Raw genomic sequence first — 15,386 nt, 5'->3', positions numbered from 1 at the left:
CGGGGAGGAAACGGACCGCAACGGCACCAGACTTCAGGTCAATGGAATCAGGCCGAACCTGTTTCCAACAGATCCAAGGCGTACTGGAGGTCCGCCGGATAATCGCTGGCAACTTCCACCCATTCGCCGGTGCGGGGGTGCGTGAAGCCGAGCTGGCGGGCGTGCAGCCACTGCCTGGTCAGCCCCAGCGTTGCCGCAAGACGGGGATCGGCGCCATAGGTGAGATCTCCGGCACACGGGTGGCGCAGCGCCGAGAAGTGGACACGGATCTGGTGCGTCCGTCCGGTCTCCAGATGGACTTCCACCAGGGTCGCCTTACCGAAGGCTTCCAGGACCTCGTAGTGGGTAACGGACGGACGACCGTCCTCGATGACGGCGAAGCGCCAGTCGTGGCCCGGGTGCCGGCCGATCGGTGCATCAATGGTTCCGACCAAGGGATCGGGCAGCCCTTGGACAACGGCGTGGTAAACCTTGTCCACGGTGCGCTCCTTGAAAGCCCGCTTGAGCACCGTGTACGCATGCTCGGTCTTGGCTACGACCATGACACCGGACGTGCCAACGTCGAGCCTGTGGACGATGCCGGCGCGCTCCGGCGCTCCGGACGTGGAAATCCTGTACCCCGCCCCGGCGAGACCGCCAACCACTGTGGGTCCAACCCACCCGGGAGACGGATGCGCCGCAACCCCCACAGGCTTGTCGATGACAACGAAGTCTTCGTCATCCAGCAGGATTTTCAGGCCTTCCACAACTTCCTCCACCACTTCAAGGGGGTCACGCCGGTCGGGAACCGTGACGTCCAGCACCGCACCGGCCACAAGCTTTGCCGACTTCCCCAAGGGCGCACCGGCGCTCGTAACGTTCCCTTCGGCGATCAACAGGGCCGCGGCCGAGCGGGATATGTCCAGCAGCTGGGCCAGTCCGGCATCCGCGCGGACGCCGGCCAGATGGTCAGGTACAACCACAGCGTCACTCACCGGCGGGGCCTCCGCCGGCCGGCTTGGCGTCCTTGGAAGACTTCGCGGCGGCGACATGGCGCTTGCCGTCCATGCCAATACCCCGCAAGGTCAGCAAACAGATGATGACGACGCCGGACACCACCGCGGAGTCAGCGATGTTGAAGATGGCGAAATTCGGCAGCTGGATGAAATCGACCACGTGACCCATGGCGAACGAAGGCTCCCGGAACAAGCGGTCCGTCAGGTTGCCCAGTGCTCCTCCCAGGAGAAGGCCCAAGGAGAGCGCCCACCATGCAGAGCCCAGGCGACGAAGCTGGAACAGGATGGCCACCGATACCGCCGCCATAATGATCGTGAAAATCCACGTCACATTCTCGCCAATGGAGAACGCGGCCCCGGAGTTCCTGATGAAGTACCAGTGCAGCAACGGAGGCAGGACCGGAATGCGCTCCCCCTCGGTCATGGTGCTCGTAACCCAGAGCTTGGTGAGCTGGTCAAACGCGTAAGCGAACGCAGCGAAGCCGGCAAAAAGCCACAGCATGGCCGGACGCCACTTACGTTGCACGGTGGGTGCCGGCTGTGAGGCGTCGTCAGTTAGGTCGTCGGTCATAGTGCTTTCATTCGGGAGGCGTGGCGGTCTGTTATTGGTCTTTAACAGCAAAGGCCGGTGGCCGAGGAGTCCTCAGCCACCGGCTTTCAGAATACTTGCTAAACGTCTGCGGTTGCTTCGCCGACCTCGGGGGCAGCAACGGAACCACGGGCATCGAGATCGCGCAGCTGGCCTTCGATGTAAGCCTTCAGGCGTGAACGGTAGTCACGCTCGAAGCCACGGAGCTGCTCAACCTTGCGCTCCAGGACGGAACGCTGCTGCTCGAGTGCACCAAGGATCTTGCGGGACTTTTCCTGGGCATCGTTCACGAGGCTGGAAGCCTCGATCTGAGCCTCGGCAATGATCTTTTCCTTCTGCTGCGCACCGTCGGAGACGTGCTTGTCGTGCATCTGCTGCGCCATGGCGAGCAGGCCTGCAGCGGATTCAGCGGAGGGGGTAACGCTGTTGCTGGCGGCCGGGGCCTTGGCAGCGGCGGCAGCCTGCTCAGCTTCCTTCTTCTTGGCAGCTTCGGCGGCCTTCGCTTCAGCCTCGGCCTTCGCCTCGGCTTCCTTGTCGACCTTGACGGGAGCCGGAACCTTCTCGACGACCGGAGCCGCAGCAGTTGCAGCGGGCACAGCCGAACCAGCCTCGCCGAGCTTCTTGCGGAGCTCGTCATTTTCCTGGTTCAAGCGGCGCAGTTCCACCACGATCTCGTCCAGGAAGTCATCGACCTCGTCCTGGTCGTAGCCTTCGCGGAACTTGGTCGGCTGAAAGCGCTTGTTGACAACGTCTTCTGGCGTCAAAGCCATCTGGTCACCTCGTTGGTCTAGTTAGTCAGTAGGCCTTCCGGCCGTTCAAAACTACGGTACCTAAATAACATCTTGTTCCTCCAATTCAACACCATCGTGTTGATTTGGAGAATTTGCGGCCTGTGAACCATCGGTGGTCCAGGTTCCGCGGGCAATCAGGCCAGGCTGAAGGTCACTGCCATGGCGATGCTCACGGCAATGATCAGGATCAGGAAGCCCAAATCCAGGGATATTCCACCCAGCTGCAATGGCGGTATCAGTCGACGAAGCCTTCCCAGGGGAGGATCCGTGACGGAGTAGACCACATGTGCTGTAACCAACGCCACACCCCTGGGGCGCCACTGGCGCGCAAACATCTGCACCCATTCAAAGACCAGGCGGATGATCAGGGTGATGAAGAACAGAAACAACACAATATGGATAAGGCCGAAAACAATGCCCACGAGTTAGCTCAGATCTCCCACTTGTTCCGGAATGCGGATCGGTCCCTACTATTGCAACACAGATGCCAGGCAGGTTGACCCGCCTGGCATCCGCGAAAAGACTGTTGTCAGCTCTGATTGAAGAAGCTGGCCTGCGTTTCGCTGGCCTTCTTGTCATCTCCGATGACTTCAACGTACGACGGCGACAACAGGAAGACCTTGTTGGTAACCCGCTCGATACTGCCGTGCAGGCCGAAGACCAGGCCGGCGGAGAAGTCCACCAGGCGCTTGGCGTCCGCTTCACCCATGTCGGTGACGTTCATGATGACCGGAATGCCATCCCTGAAACTTTCACCGATGACCTTGGCATCGTTGTAGGAGCGGGGATGAACGGTGGTGATCTGCCTCAAGCCAGAGGCATCTTCGCGGCTGGACGCCGCACGCTTAATTGGTGTCACGGGTGCGCGGTATTCCTCTTCGACCTCAACAGGGGGCATTTCACGGACAACTTCCCGGACGGGAGCGGGCGCGCGTCGCTCTTCCCGATCCTGTGTCTGGGGGCGTTCTTCGTCGTGGTGCGCGGCGACGGACTGCTCAGATTCGTAGTGTTCATCGCCGTCGGCGAGCCCAAGATAGATCATTGTCTTGCGCAGAGCGCCAGCCATGGTGCACTCCTATCATTTCTGCAGTAGGCGGGCCGCCATGACTTGACATATTGGAACCCCGGCCCGTCATTCCAATACTTTGACGCTACCCCACGGCCGGACGTGAACCGAGAATATCGGAGCCAATTCTCAGGTGTGTCGCCCCGAACTTCACAGCGGCCTCCAGGTCCTGGCTCATGCCGGCGGAAATCGCCATCGCGGACGGATGGTCGGCACGCAGTGCGGCAGAAATGCCGGCCAGGTTCGCGAACGCTTCTTCGGGGTCCGCGCCGAGTGGCGCAACCGCCATGAGCCCGCACAAACGCAGGCCGGCCGCCGACTCGATCTGGGCGGCGAGGTCCCCGACCATTGCCGGAGCGGCACCGCCCCGGTGGGTACCGGCGTCGTTCTCCAAGCTGACCTGGATGAAGCAATCAAGGTCTGCCCTGCCCGTGGCGTCCTGCTCACGGGCGACAGCCTTTGCCAGGGCATCAACGAGTTGGGGCCTGTCGATCGATTGGACCGAAGACGCATATTTGGCCACGGATTTGGCCTTGTTGCTTTGAAGCTGGCCGATGAAATGCCAGCGGATGTCCAGTTCAGTAAGCCCGGCAGCCTTTGCGGCGGCCTCCTGGTCGCGATTTTCTCCAACATCGGTGATCCCGAGGGCGGCCAACCTGCGGACATCGTCCGCGGGATGGAACTTGGTCACGACGATCAGCCGGGGAGTGTCGGAGCGGGCGGCGGCAACAGTAGCGGCCTTGATCCGGTGACTTACAGCATCGAGACGCTCCGCAAGTTCCGCAGAACGCGCGTCACCGTGCCGCGGGGCGTCGCCGTTGCCTGGGCTAGTCATGCGTCCACACCAATCCTGCGAATCGACCGGTACGGGAGTCCCGCCGGTATGAAAACAGCGAGTCGCTCTCCAACGTGCACTCCCCCAGGTACTCCACGGCAACGCCGGCAGCGTCCAACTGGGTCCGGACACCCGCAGGCAGGTCCAGGGAAGGAGTTCCCCACGACGTGGAAGACCACGTCGCAGGAACCTTTTCCGCAACCTCGGACCGCAACTGCTCCGGGACCTCATAGCAGTTTCCGCAAATTGAGGGACCCACCCATGCCTGGATATCCAGTGCACCCCGGTGCCGCATTTCGGCCACCGTGGAAGAAACGATTCCGGCGGCAACACCCGGGCGACCGGCGTGGGCCACGGCGATAACGGGGCGATCTCCGGAGTCGATCCCTACCAGAACCACCGGTACGCAATCGGCGACCATGACTGCCAACGGTTGGGGCGCACCGTTGGGCAGTACGGCCGCAGACACCATGGCATCGGCGGTGGGCCCGGAACCGTGCGAAGCGATGAACTCCACATGGTTTCCATGCACTTGGTCCATGAATTGGAATCGCTTGGAGCCCAACCCTGCCGACTGCTCCACCCCGGTACGGCGGAGCTGCACGTCGCCGGGATTGTCCCCCACGTGGAGGGCCAGGTTCCCGGCGCCCGTGTCAGTGAATGCTACGGAGACGCCGGGCCGGACCTCATCGCGCCACAAAAACACCAAGTACTTCTTCTCCGAACGGGGCTTACTTCAGGAAGTCAGGAACATCGAGATCGTCCGAGCGGCTGCCCGAAAGATCGGGCTCCACCACTGCGGGGAGGTCGACGTCGAAGCCTGAGTCCGCGGGCAACGCGGCAGGACGCTGCTGGCCCCAGTTGCTCAAGCCGGCGGCGCCGATGCCAGCCGTTGCGTGCTGCGGAGCCGCAGCGTTCGACGGCGCGCTGGACGGCGCAGCAGGGCGGTCGGCCGGTACGGGGTTCTGGGCCGGACGGGACTGATCCATGGAGGGCGAAGTGGCCTTGACGTCGTCAAAGCCTGCAGCGATGACAGTTACGCGTGCTTCGTCGCCAAGGGCGTCGTCGATAACAGCACCGAAGATGATGTTGGCCTCAGGGTGGGCAACTTCCTGGACAAGGCGTGCTGCCTCGTTGATTTCGAAGAGGCCGAGGTCCGAGCCACCCTGGATGGAGAGCAGAACACCATGCGCACCATCGATGGAAGCCTCCAGGAGCGGCGAGGCAATGGCAAGTTCCGCTGCCTTGACCGCGCGGTCCTCGCCGCGGGCCGAGCCAATGCCCATCAGGGCCGAGCCGGCACCCTGCATGACCGACTTGACGTCGGCGAAGTCCAGGTTGATGAGGCCGGGGGTGGTGATGAGGTCCGTGATGCCCTGGACACCTGAGAGGAGCACCTGGTCCGCGGAACGGAAGGCGTCAAGGACAGAGACATTGCGGTCGCTGATGGACAGGAGGCGATCGTTGGGGATCACGATCAAAGTGTCGACTTCATCGCGGAGGGCGTCGATTCCGGCCTCGGCAGAACCTGCACGGCGACGGCCCTCGAACGTGAACGGACGGGTGACCACACCAATGGTCAGCGCGCCCAGGGAGCGGGCGATGCGTGCAACAACGGGGGCGCCACCGGTTCCGGTGCCACCGCCCTCGCCGGCGGTTACGAAGACCATGTCAGCGCCGCGGAGAACTTCTTCGATCTCATCAGCGTGGTCCTCGGCGGCCTGCTTGCCGACCTCAGGGTTTGCGCCGGCGCCAAGGCCGCGCGTCAGCTCGCGGCCGACGTCAAGCTTGACATCGGCGTCGCTCATGAGCAGCGCCTGCGCGTCAGTATTGATGGCGATGAACTCGACTCCCCGAAGGCCGACCTCGATCATGCGGTTGACTGCGTTCACGCCACCGCCGCCGATGCCGACGACCTTGATGACGGCCAGGTAATTCTGCGGTGCTGCCACGTTTCGTGCCCCTTGCTTGTGTCCTATAGCGAAACTGATCGAGTCCAACTTGAATCCTTGGACCTTAACCCTCTAGTTGAAGGTTATAGTTATGTCAAGTAACTCTACTGCGACGGTATTTCCTATGGTTCGCACATGCAATGACCGCTTGCGCGTGTCGTGGGAATGTCGCAAATTAAGGGCTACCGGCGGCAGTGGATTTACATCGGCAAAGCTGCCTATTTGGTGAATGGATGCCGTGGAACACTGACGTCATAGACGCTGACGGGAACCTTCGGATCGGCAGGCATCTTGAGCAGTGCCTCAAGTGCCTTCGCCTTCAGCTCCCTGTCCTCGGCATTGCCCCACACTACAGTCTTTCCGTCCACGAGTTTGAGTTCCACGGCGTCGACCGAAGCCGCAGACGCCGTCGACATCCGGGCCCGAACATCCGCAGGCAAGGTATCCAGGACCGCGGCGATCGCCTTGAACAATTCCGTATTGGTCGATCCGGCACCAGCATCGATCAACGGCAGTGCCACGGCAGAGGGATCCTGCGTCGCACCTAACTGGACCCCATCAACGTCAACCATGATGTAGGAATCGCCCTGCTTCAACAGCGCCACCGGAACACGCTCATTGATGTGCACCAACAGCCCCGACGGCGGCCGGGCCTCCATCGTTGCCGATCGGACCTGGACCAGGGGTTTGAGCAGCTCATTGATGTCCTGCTCAGTGACCTGCGGCAGCGGCTTGCCCTCGAGGCCGGACAACGCCTTCTGCACGGCGTCGGGCGTCAGCAGGGTGGTGCCGTCAACCGTGATGGTCCGTACTGCCAATACCGGCGAGAAGATGGCCCCGGCAATAAGCACGGCAATAAATGCGGTCACCACGGAAACCGTCCACCACACGATGCGGCGTTGGCGCCTGCGCTTGGGTTCGGGGAACGCAATGATGTTGTCCCCGGATGACGCAGCAGACTTGGTTGCCGTCGCGCCTGCCTTCCCGCCGGACTTCCCGGCAGGTTTTCCGGGGGCTTTGTCAGCAGTCTTCTCAGGCAACTTGCGGCCGGCTTTATCTGCCGGTTTCACGTCAGGTTCAAGATCCCGTTGCGCACTGATGATGGCGCCGGAGTCACGGCCCCCGGGCTTGGCCGAACGGCCCGCCGCAGGTTCCGGTTGGCGGGCAGCCGGCTTGAAAGTGGGCTTCCGGGTGCTAGCCACCCAACGCCTCCACAATGGCGGGACCATAGGCTGTAACGTCCCCGGCCCCCACCGTGATCACCACGTCGCCCTCCGTTGCAACCGCCGCAATGGCGTCCACGGCCTCGGCCCCGGTCACAATGCGCCCATTCGACAGCCGGTCGGAGATCAGCGAACTGGTCACGCCGGGAATCGGGTCCTCGCGCGCCGGATAAATATCCAGGACCAGCGCTGTATCTGCCGCCCCGAGTGCCGAGGCAAACTCCCCGGCGAATTCCCGCGTGCGCGAGAAGAGGTGCGGCTGGAAGAGAACGTGGACTTTGTGGCCGCCGGCTACCGAACGGGCAGCAGACAGGGCGGCACGGACTTCCGTGGGGTGGTGAGCGTAGTCGTCGTAGACCCGCACGCTCCTCCCCTGCCCCTTCAGCTCGAACCGGCGCGAGGCTCCAGTGAAGTGTCCCAGCGCTGCCGCGGCAGCCGCAGGTGCCACCCCCAGTTCAAGCGCGACAGCGAAGGCAGCCGCTGCGTTAAGCGCGTTGTGGCGTCCGGGTACCTGGAGTTCGAGGCGGTGAATGTCGTTGCCAAGACCCACCGACACTTCTCCGGGTCCACCATCGTGGAGCCTGATGTCGGCGTCGGGTGACGTTCCGTACGTCAAGACCCGGGTGCTTTCCTTGGCCGCTGTTCGTTCGGCGAGTGCCAGCGCTCCAGGGTCGTCGGCGCACGCCAGCAGTACGCCGTCGGCGGGCAGCAGCGCTGCGAACGCGTCGAAGGAAGCAAAGACAGCTTCGGGTGTGCCGTAGTGGTCCAAATGGTCCGCTTCGACATTCGTCACGACGGAGATGAGCGGCTGGTAGTTCAGGAATGAGCCGTCTGATTCGTCCGCCTCGGCCACGAAAATATCCGAGGAGCCATGCGCTGCATTGACCCCAAGCGCGGGAACGTTCGCCCCAATGGCGAAGGACGGGTCCAGGCCGGCCTCCTTGAGCAGGACTGCAACCATGGACGTTGTGGTGGATTTCCCGTGCGTACCGGCTACGGTGACCACCCGGTGTCCCGCCATGGTGGCCGCCAGGCCTTCTGAGCGGTGCAGGACAGGCAGCCCGGCACTTCGTGCCGCCACGAGTTCAGGATTGTCGGCCCGGATGGCTGATCCAGCGACGATGGTCTGTGCGTCACCCAGGTTTGCCGCGTCGTACCCGACGGCGATGCGTGCTCCGGCAGCAGCCAGATCCTGCATGACCGGCAGATCCTTGGCGTCGCTGCCGCTTACGGTAACTCCACGGGCAACCATGATGCGTGCAACGGCGGACATGCCGACACCGCCGATACCAATGAAGTGGACCCGGCCGAGGGTCTCAAGGGGTGCGATGCTGGTGGTCATGCGGATACCGCTTCCAGGACGAGATCAGCCATGCGCTGATCGGCGTTTCTAATACCAAGGGCCTCGGATTTCCGGGCCATGTCGTTCAGTCGTTCGCGGTCCGAGAGCAGGGGAATGAGCTCGCGTTCCAGCCACTGCGGGTCAAGGTCCTGGTCCGCGATCAACAACGCACCGCCGGCTTCCACCAAGGGAGCCGCGTTCAGGGCCTGCTCCCCGTTTCCGATCGGCAACGGCACAAAGACCGCCGGCACGCCGACTGCTGCCACTTCGCTGACCGTTCCGGCTCCCGCGCGGGCCAGCAGGACGTCAGCAGCAGCGTAGACGTTCTCCATCCCGTCCACGTACTCAACCTGCCGGTAGCCTTCACCGGCCAGCAGGCCGCCGTCGTCGTTCTTGACGGCTTTGCCAACACCTGTGATGTGGAGCGTCTGGACCCCTGCAGCCCCGAAGGCAGGCAAAGCTGCGGCGATGGCACGGTTGATGCTGAGCGCTCCGGAAGAGCCTCCGGTCACGATCAGGGCCGGCCGGTCCGGATCGAGGCCGAGCATGGCTTTGGCAGCCGGACCCGCTGCGCTCCGGTCGAGAGTGGAGATGGCACGCCGCATGGGCATGCCTACATGGCGGGCGCCCCTCAGGCGGGTACCGGCAAAAGCCACGGCGACGTGGTTGCTGAACCGGGCGCCGACCCGGTTGGCCAGCCCTGCCTTCATGTTGGCTTCGTGGACCACGATCGGGATGCCGAGCTTCCGTGCTGCAAGGTACATGGGGGTGCAGACGTAGCCGCCCACACCCACCAGGACGTCGGCCCGTGCGTTCTCCAGGATCCGACGGGCTTGCTTGACTGCCCCGCCCAGGCGGCCCGGAAGCTTGAGCAGATCAACGGAAGGCCGTCGGGGGAACGGGACACGGTCAATGGTGGCGAGCTCGTAACCGGCCGCCGGGATGAGCCTGGTTTCCATTCCCGACGGCGTGCCAACAGTCAGGATGGACGCCTCCGGACGCTTTTCCCTGATGGCATCAGCAATGGCGAGCAAAGGGCTGATGTGCCCGGCAGTTCCGCCGCCTGCGAGGACGACGGACAAAGGCTTGGTCGCGTGGGAATCAGAAGTCATGAAGTGCTAGGTACGCTTTCGTGCGGGTTTGGGTGAGCGGCGCGGCAGGAATCGTGGACGTTGCTGGGGTGGCAGCTGGCCGCGGGCCAAGGACAACACTACGCCCACACCGCACAGGGACATGATCAGCGCCGAACCGCCATATGAGATGAACGGCAAAGGCACTCCCACCACTGGCAGCAACTGCGTTACCACCGCCATGTTCATGCTCGCCTGGCCCAGGAGCCACACCATGATGCCGCCGGCAAGGGTCCGTTGGAACGGGTCCGTCTGGCGGACCACGACCCGGAAAATCGCAATGCCCAGGATGGCAAACAGCACCAGGACCACAATGGTTCCCACAAGGCCGAGCTCCTCACCGATGATGGCGAAGATGAAGTCGTTGTGGGCTTCCGGAAGCCAGTTGTACTTCTGCCGGCTCTGGCCAAGGCCCAGGCCTGTCCAGCTACCCTGGGCCAGGCCGTACATGCCGTTCGTTGACTGGAAATCGAAGTCGAACTGTTCGGTGCACGTCGCGGACGCCGTTCCGAGCCATGACGTGATGCGGCAGATCCGGTTGGAGCTGCTGACGGTGGCCAGCACAGCCCCGACGATACCCACGGCGCCGGCGATGCCGAGCATGCGCCCCGGAACGCCGGCGAAGTAGAGCCCTGCGGCGGCGATGGCTGCAATGACAATGACTGTTCCGAGGTCATTACCGAGCATCACCAAACCGATGACCAGTCCGGCACCCGGCACAACCGGGATGATCACGTGCATCCATCGGTTAAGGAGCTTTTGTTTCCGGGCAAGCACGGCGGCAATCCAGACACAAAGGACCAGCTTGGACATCTCCGAAGGCTGGAGTGTGACACCGCCGATGTCGATCCAGTTCTTGTTTCCGTTGACGCTGTTGCCCATGACCTGGACCAAGGCCAGGAGGACCACGACGGCGCCAAGAGCCCACCAGGAAAGTTTCTTCATCCAGTTCACGTTGGTTCGTGAAATGACGTACATGGCGACCAGGCCGACGACGCCGAACACGGCCTGCTTCAACGCATCCGCGTAGGGGGACTTTCCCTCCGAGATGGCTTCGACGCTGGAAGCGGACAACACCATCATGATGCCAATGGCCGTCAACGCCAGGGCACAACCGAGAATGAGGTAATAAGTGGAGCTGTTGGGCGCCTTGCTTTTGCCCTCTAGGCTCTCCCAGAAGCTGCGCCAGTGCCGGCGTAACCCTTTGGGCTGCCTGGCGGCCGGGGGCGTGGCCTTGTTCTTCCCGTCCCGTGGCTCTTTGCCGCGGGTGCGGGTGGGCGTGCTGACCATTGTTACTCCTCGGTGGTCTGTGCCTGCCCTTCCACAAGCTCGCGAACTGCCTGGACGAATGCGTCGCCACGGTGAGCGTAGGAAGAGAACTGATCCATGGATGCAGCCGCTGGTGCCATGAGGACGGTATCGCCCGAGGTTGCCACTCCGGCTGCGGACGCCACGGCCTGGGCCATGATGGTCTCGCCGAAAATTGGCGAAGCGGCGTTACCGGCTGCGGTCTGCACACTCTCAGTGTCACCCTTGGCCTGGGCTATCACCGGGACATCCGGCGCGTGTCGCTGGAGGGAGGCCTCCAGCGAGGCGGTGTCGGTTCCGATGAGCACCACGGTCTTGAGCCGCCGTGCATGTTCCTTGACCAGCTCGTCGTAGTTGACGCCCTTGGACAGGCCGCCGGCAATCCACACCACGTTCTGGAAGGCCGAGAGTGCCGCCGATGCCGCATGCGGATTCGTCGCCTTCGAGTCGTTGATCCACAGGATGTCGTTGTGCTTGGCCACCAGCTGAATCCGATGCGCGCCGGGGAGGTAGTTGACCAGTCCCTGCTTCACAGCCGAGGGTTCCACACCGTAGGCCCGGACCAATGCCGCGGCGGCCAGCGCGTTCGCTACCATGTGGCGCGGGGCCACCGGGCCAAGATCTGTCATGGCGGCCAGTTCCGCTGCCGAATCCTTGCGTTCGGCGATGAAAGCGCGGTCCACCAGCAGACCGTCCACGACGCCCAGCATGCTGATGGCAGGCGTGTTGGTGGTAAAACCGATGGCCCGGCAACCCTCCACAACATCCGCATTCTCGACCATGCGCTCGGTTTCGATTTGCTCGGCGTTGTAGATCGCTGCCTTTTGGGTGTTCTCGTACACCTTGGCCTTGTCCGCGAGGTAGGACGCATAGGAACCGTGCCAGTCCACATGGTCCTCGGCGACATTGAGGCACACACTTGCCACCGGTGAGAGCGAGTGGCTCCAATGCAGTTGGAAGCTGGACAGTTCCACAGCGAAGACGTCATAGTCCACCGGGTCCCGCAGGGCGTCCAGGATCGGCGTTCCAACATTGCCGACCGCGATAGCCTTCAAGCCGGCAGCCTGCAGCATTGACTCGGTCATCCCCACCGTGGTGGTTTTGCCGTTGGTGCCGGTGATGGTTAGCCAGTCGGTGGTCTTGCGCCCTTCACGGACCCGGAGACGCCACGCCAATTCGACGTCGCCCCACACGGCGATGTGCTTGCGCTTGGCCGCCGCCAGCAGGGCCTGATCCGGCCGCCAGCCGGGAGAAGTTACCACGAGGTCGGGCAGGCTGTCCTCAATCAGCGGGAGGGTGCTGACAGCGTCCTCCCCCAGCAGGACGTCAACGGCGCCGACAATTTTCAGGGTGTCTGCCTGAGCTTTGGCTTTGTCGGTGGTTGCGGCGTCCACCACTATTACCTTGGCTCCGAGCTCAATCAGGGTGTCGGCAGCGGAAAAGCCGGACAGGCCGATACCCGTCACCACGACCCGCAGCCCGCTCCAGTTGGAATCCCAGCTGGTCAGCTCCTTGAGCCGGTCGGATGAAGAAGACATGGTTCCAGGGGCCTCGTTCACAGCAGCACCACCCATTCAGCGTAGAAAATTCCCAGGCCTGCGGCCACGAACAGCCCGGCGAGGATCCAGAAGCGGACCACCACGGTGACCTCGGCCCAGCCCTTCAGTTCGAAGTGGTGCTGGAGCGGGGCCATTTTGAACACACGTTTACCGCCTGAGAGCTTGAAGAAGCCCACTTGGATGATGACCGACAGGGTGATGAGCACGAACAGGCCGCCGATGAAAGCCAACAGCAGCTCAGTCCGGGAAAGGATGGCAAATGCTGCCACAGCTCCGCCGATGGCCAGCGAGCCGGTGTCGCCCATGAAGATCTTGGCCGGTGACGTATTCCACCAGAGGAACCCGACCAGGGCTGCGCTGAGGATGGCCGCGAGCAAGGCCAGATCCATGGGGTCGCGGACCTGGTAGCAACCGCTGCCTGCTTCCTTGGGTGAACCGCATGCTTGGTTGTTCTGCCAGATACCCATGATGGTGTAGGCGCCGAAGACCATGATGGATGCTCCGGCGGCCAGCCCGTCCAGGCCGTCTGTCAGGTTCACGCCATTGGTTGCTGCCGTGATGATCAGGTTGGACCAGACAATGAACAGGATGGCGCCCAGTACTGTCCCGCCGAAGGCGAGATCCAGCCAGGGAATATCCCGTACCAGCGAGATCTGCGTCGAGGCCGGACGGAGCCCGTCCTCATTCGGGAACTGCAGGACCAGCACGGCGAAGATGATGCCAACGGCTGCCTGGAGGATGAGTTTGGCTCGGGCGTTCAGGCCCAGGCTGCGTTTGTTCGAGATCTTGATGTAGTCATCCAGGAATCCCACGAAGCCCATGCCGACCATGAGGAACAGCAGAAGAAGACCTGACGCCGATGGCCCGGCGGACCGCGGGTTCATCATCCACATGATCAGGTGCGTCACAAAGTAGCTGATGAGCACAGCCGCCACCACGACGGTCCCGCCCATGGTGGGGGTGCCGCGCTTGGTGTGGTGCGAAGTGGGGCCGTCATCGCGGATGAACTGCCCGTAGCTCTTGGCTACCAGGAACCTGATGAAGAGGGGTGTGCCTATCAAGGCCACCAGAAGGGCGACGCCGGCGCCGATCAAAAGTGCAATCACAGCTGCTCGTTCCCTTCGCTTGCGGCAGCTTCAGCCGCGCTTTCTCCGGTGGGCTCGGCCCGTGGAGGTAATGCTATCCGATCCCCCAAGTGCCTGAGCCCCACACCATTGGAGGACTTGAACAACACGAGGTCGCCTGGTCTGAGTTCGTTCTGCAGGAGTTCGTATGCTTCCTCCACAGTCTCGGTGAAGGAACATTCATCCCCCCAGGAGCCTTCCTGGATGGCAGAGACGTAGAGGGCGCGGGCTTCGCGTCCCACCACCACCAGCCTGGAGATGTTCAGCCGGACCACCTGAGTGCCAACCGCAGTGTGTTCGCGGATGGAGTCTTCGCCCAGCTCGAGCATGGCGCCAAGGACAGCCCAGGTCCTCCTGCCTTGTCCAAGGTCTGCAAGAGTGCGCAGAGCAGCGCGCATGGATTCCGGGTTCGCGTTGTAGGCATCGTTGATGATGGTCACGCCGTCTTCACGTTCTGTTCGCTCCATGCGCCAACGGCTGGCTGCCGACTGGGAGCTGAGTGACGAGGCGATGTCGACGGCTGGGATCCCGGCCGCAAAAGCCGCTGACGCAGCTGCGAGCAGGTTGGTCATGTGGTGGCCACCGATCAGGCGGCTCCGCACCGGAACAGAAGGACCGCCGTCGGGAAGTATGAGGTCGAAGTCGGGGAAGCCCTGGTCGTTGACCACGACGTTGCGGGCTTCCACCTCTTCGGTCGTAGCGGGCGAGGCCGTGAACCCCAGGACCTTGGCCTTGGTGCGGGCGCGCATGGCAGCTACGCGGCCGTCGTCGAGGTTGATGACCGCAGTGCCGTTTTCGCTAAGGGCTTCGACCAGTTCACCCTTGGTTTTGGCGATGTTCTCCACACCGCCGAATTCGCCGGCATGGGCGGTCCCGACTACCAGGACTACACCGATGTCCGGCTTGACCATCTCCGCGAGGTACTTGATGTGGCCCAGGCCGGTGGCACCCATCTCGATGACAAGGAAGCGCGTATCGGTGTCAGCGGCAAAAACCGTGAGCGGAACACCCACCTCGCCGTTGTACGAACCCTGTGGCGCCACAGTGGCGCCTGCCGTCGACAACACGCCGGCAAGGAGATCCTTGGTGGTGGTCTTGCCGGCTGAGCCGGTGATTCCAATGACCGTGAACTGCTCGCCGCGCTGTTCGCGGTCGGCCCGGATGCGCCGGACCGCTTCAGCCGCCAGGGCGCCCATGGCCAGGACAGCGTCATCGACCACGACGGCGGGATATGGGCTGCCGTGGGCATCGGTCACCTCACGTTCGGCGAGGACCAGAACGGCGCCACGCTCAAACGCGGCGTCGACGAAGTCGTGGCCATCGGCGTGCTCGCCGGGTTTGGCCACGTACAACGAGCCGGGCGTCGCCTCCCGTGAGTCAGTAACCACAGAGGAGGGCACGATGCCCGGATCTCCGGTCAAACGGCCATGGGTGATGTCGGCGATCTCCGCCGCAGTAAGTGCAATCATCTC

The 15,386-nt window shown here is 63.0% G+C and carries 15 protein-coding genes; all 15 read right to left on the bottom strand.

The genetic code is table 11. From position 1 onward, the window contains the following. Positions 1 to 47 precede the first annotated feature (47 nt). The 15 genes from HMI60_RS01255 to murF all read right to left on the bottom strand — a co-directional run bounded on the left by HMI60_RS01255 (position 48) and on the right by murF (position 15,383). Entirely contained in the window at positions 48 to 974 is a 927-nt protein-coding gene (locus HMI60_RS01255) for an RluA family pseudouridine synthase (RefSeq protein WP_018779304.1), read from the bottom strand. Beyond that, positions 967 to 1,566 carry a signal peptidase II gene (lspA, locus tag HMI60_RS01250; RefSeq protein ID WP_055977774.1) on the bottom strand — a complete coding sequence of 200 codons (600 nt, stop codon included), beginning with the start codon at positions 1,564 to 1,566 and terminating at the stop codon, positions 967 to 969. Before lspA ends, HMI60_RS01255 begins: the two co-directional genes overlap by 8 nt. Before the next feature lie 98 nt (positions 1,567 to 1,664). Then, positions 1,665 to 2,354 (bottom strand): DivIVA domain-containing protein, encoded by a 690-nt coding sequence (locus HMI60_RS01245; protein ID WP_018779302.1) that lies wholly within the window; start codon positions 2,352 to 2,354, stop codon positions 1,665 to 1,667. 155 nt (positions 2,355 to 2,509) lie between these two features. Continuing rightward, positions 2,510 to 2,797 (bottom strand): YggT family protein, encoded by a 288-nt coding sequence (locus tag HMI60_RS01240; protein ID WP_018779301.1) that lies wholly within the window; start codon positions 2,795 to 2,797, stop codon positions 2,510 to 2,512. Between the two features lie 107 nt (positions 2,798 to 2,904). Further along, positions 2,905 to 3,441 (bottom strand): cell division protein SepF, encoded by a 537-nt coding sequence (locus tag HMI60_RS01235; RefSeq protein ID WP_018779300.1) that lies wholly within the window; start codon positions 3,439 to 3,441, stop codon positions 2,905 to 2,907. Positions 3,442 to 3,526: 85 nt separating this feature from the next. Then, complete coding sequence (locus tag HMI60_RS01230) at positions 3,527 to 4,276, bottom strand: YggS family pyridoxal phosphate-dependent enzyme (protein ID WP_193590401.1); 750 nt, start codon at positions 4,274 to 4,276, stop codon at positions 3,527 to 3,529. Then, on the bottom strand, positions 4,269 to 4,982 hold the full coding sequence (locus HMI60_RS01225; protein WP_193590400.1) for a polyphenol oxidase family protein: 714 nt from the start codon (positions 4,980 to 4,982) through the stop codon (positions 4,269 to 4,271). The genes HMI60_RS01230 and HMI60_RS01225 overlap by 8 nt, the downstream gene beginning before the upstream one ends. 25 nt (positions 4,983 to 5,007) lie before the next feature. After that, positions 5,008 to 6,228 carry a cell division protein FtsZ gene (ftsZ, locus tag HMI60_RS01220; RefSeq protein WP_018779297.1) on the bottom strand — a complete coding sequence of 407 codons (1,221 nt, stop codon included), beginning with the start codon at positions 6,226 to 6,228 and terminating at the stop codon, positions 5,008 to 5,010. Between the two features lie 218 nt (positions 6,229 to 6,446). Then, positions 6,447 to 7,430, bottom strand: coding sequence for an FtsQ-type POTRA domain-containing protein (locus HMI60_RS01215; RefSeq protein ID WP_018779296.1), 984 nt, complete (start codon positions 7,428 to 7,430; stop codon positions 6,447 to 6,449). Continuing rightward, the gene (murC, locus tag HMI60_RS01210) at positions 7,423 to 8,793 is read right to left on the bottom strand and encodes a UDP-N-acetylmuramate--L-alanine ligase (RefSeq protein ID WP_193590399.1); all 1,371 of its coding nucleotides are present in this window, start codon (positions 8,791 to 8,793) and stop codon (positions 7,423 to 7,425) included. The genes HMI60_RS01215 and murC overlap by 8 nt, the downstream gene beginning before the upstream one ends. Next, positions 8,790 to 9,905, bottom strand: coding sequence for an undecaprenyldiphospho-muramoylpentapeptide beta-N-acetylglucosaminyltransferase (murG, locus tag HMI60_RS01205; protein ID WP_193590398.1), 1,116 nt, complete (start codon positions 9,903 to 9,905; stop codon positions 8,790 to 8,792). The genes murC and murG overlap by 4 nt, the downstream gene beginning before the upstream one ends. 6 nt (positions 9,906 to 9,911) lie before the next feature. Next, positions 9,912 to 11,213 carry a putative lipid II flippase FtsW gene (gene ftsW / locus HMI60_RS01200; RefSeq protein ID WP_018779293.1) on the bottom strand — a complete coding sequence of 434 codons (1,302 nt, stop codon included), beginning with the start codon at positions 11,211 to 11,213 and terminating at the stop codon, positions 9,912 to 9,914. Positions 11,214 to 11,215: 2 nt separating this feature from the next. Further along, complete coding sequence (gene murD, locus HMI60_RS01195) at positions 11,216 to 12,805, bottom strand: UDP-N-acetylmuramoyl-L-alanine--D-glutamate ligase (RefSeq protein ID WP_055977788.1); 1,590 nt, start codon at positions 12,803 to 12,805, stop codon at positions 11,216 to 11,218. Then, on the bottom strand, positions 12,787 to 13,896 hold the full coding sequence (mraY, locus tag HMI60_RS01190) for a phospho-N-acetylmuramoyl-pentapeptide-transferase (protein WP_018779291.1): 1,110 nt from the start codon (positions 13,894 to 13,896) through the stop codon (positions 12,787 to 12,789). Before mraY ends, murD begins: the two co-directional genes overlap by 19 nt. After that, a complete protein-coding gene (gene murF, locus HMI60_RS01185; RefSeq protein ID WP_039240734.1) occupies positions 13,893 to 15,383 on the bottom strand; it encodes a UDP-N-acetylmuramoyl-tripeptide--D-alanyl-D-alanine ligase in 1,491 nt (496 codons plus the stop codon). The genes mraY and murF overlap by 4 nt, the downstream gene beginning before the upstream one ends. Between the last annotated feature and the right edge of the window lie 3 nt (positions 15,384 to 15,386).

It is taken from the genome of Paenarthrobacter sp. YJN-D (assembly GCF_015040335.1).
In the GTDB taxonomy this organism is placed as follows: domain Bacteria; phylum Actinomycetota; class Actinomycetes; order Actinomycetales; family Micrococcaceae; genus Arthrobacter; species Arthrobacter nicotinovorans.
The sequence above is the reverse complement of the archived record's forward strand: the minus strand, read 5'-3'. Positions and strand labels throughout refer to the sequence as shown.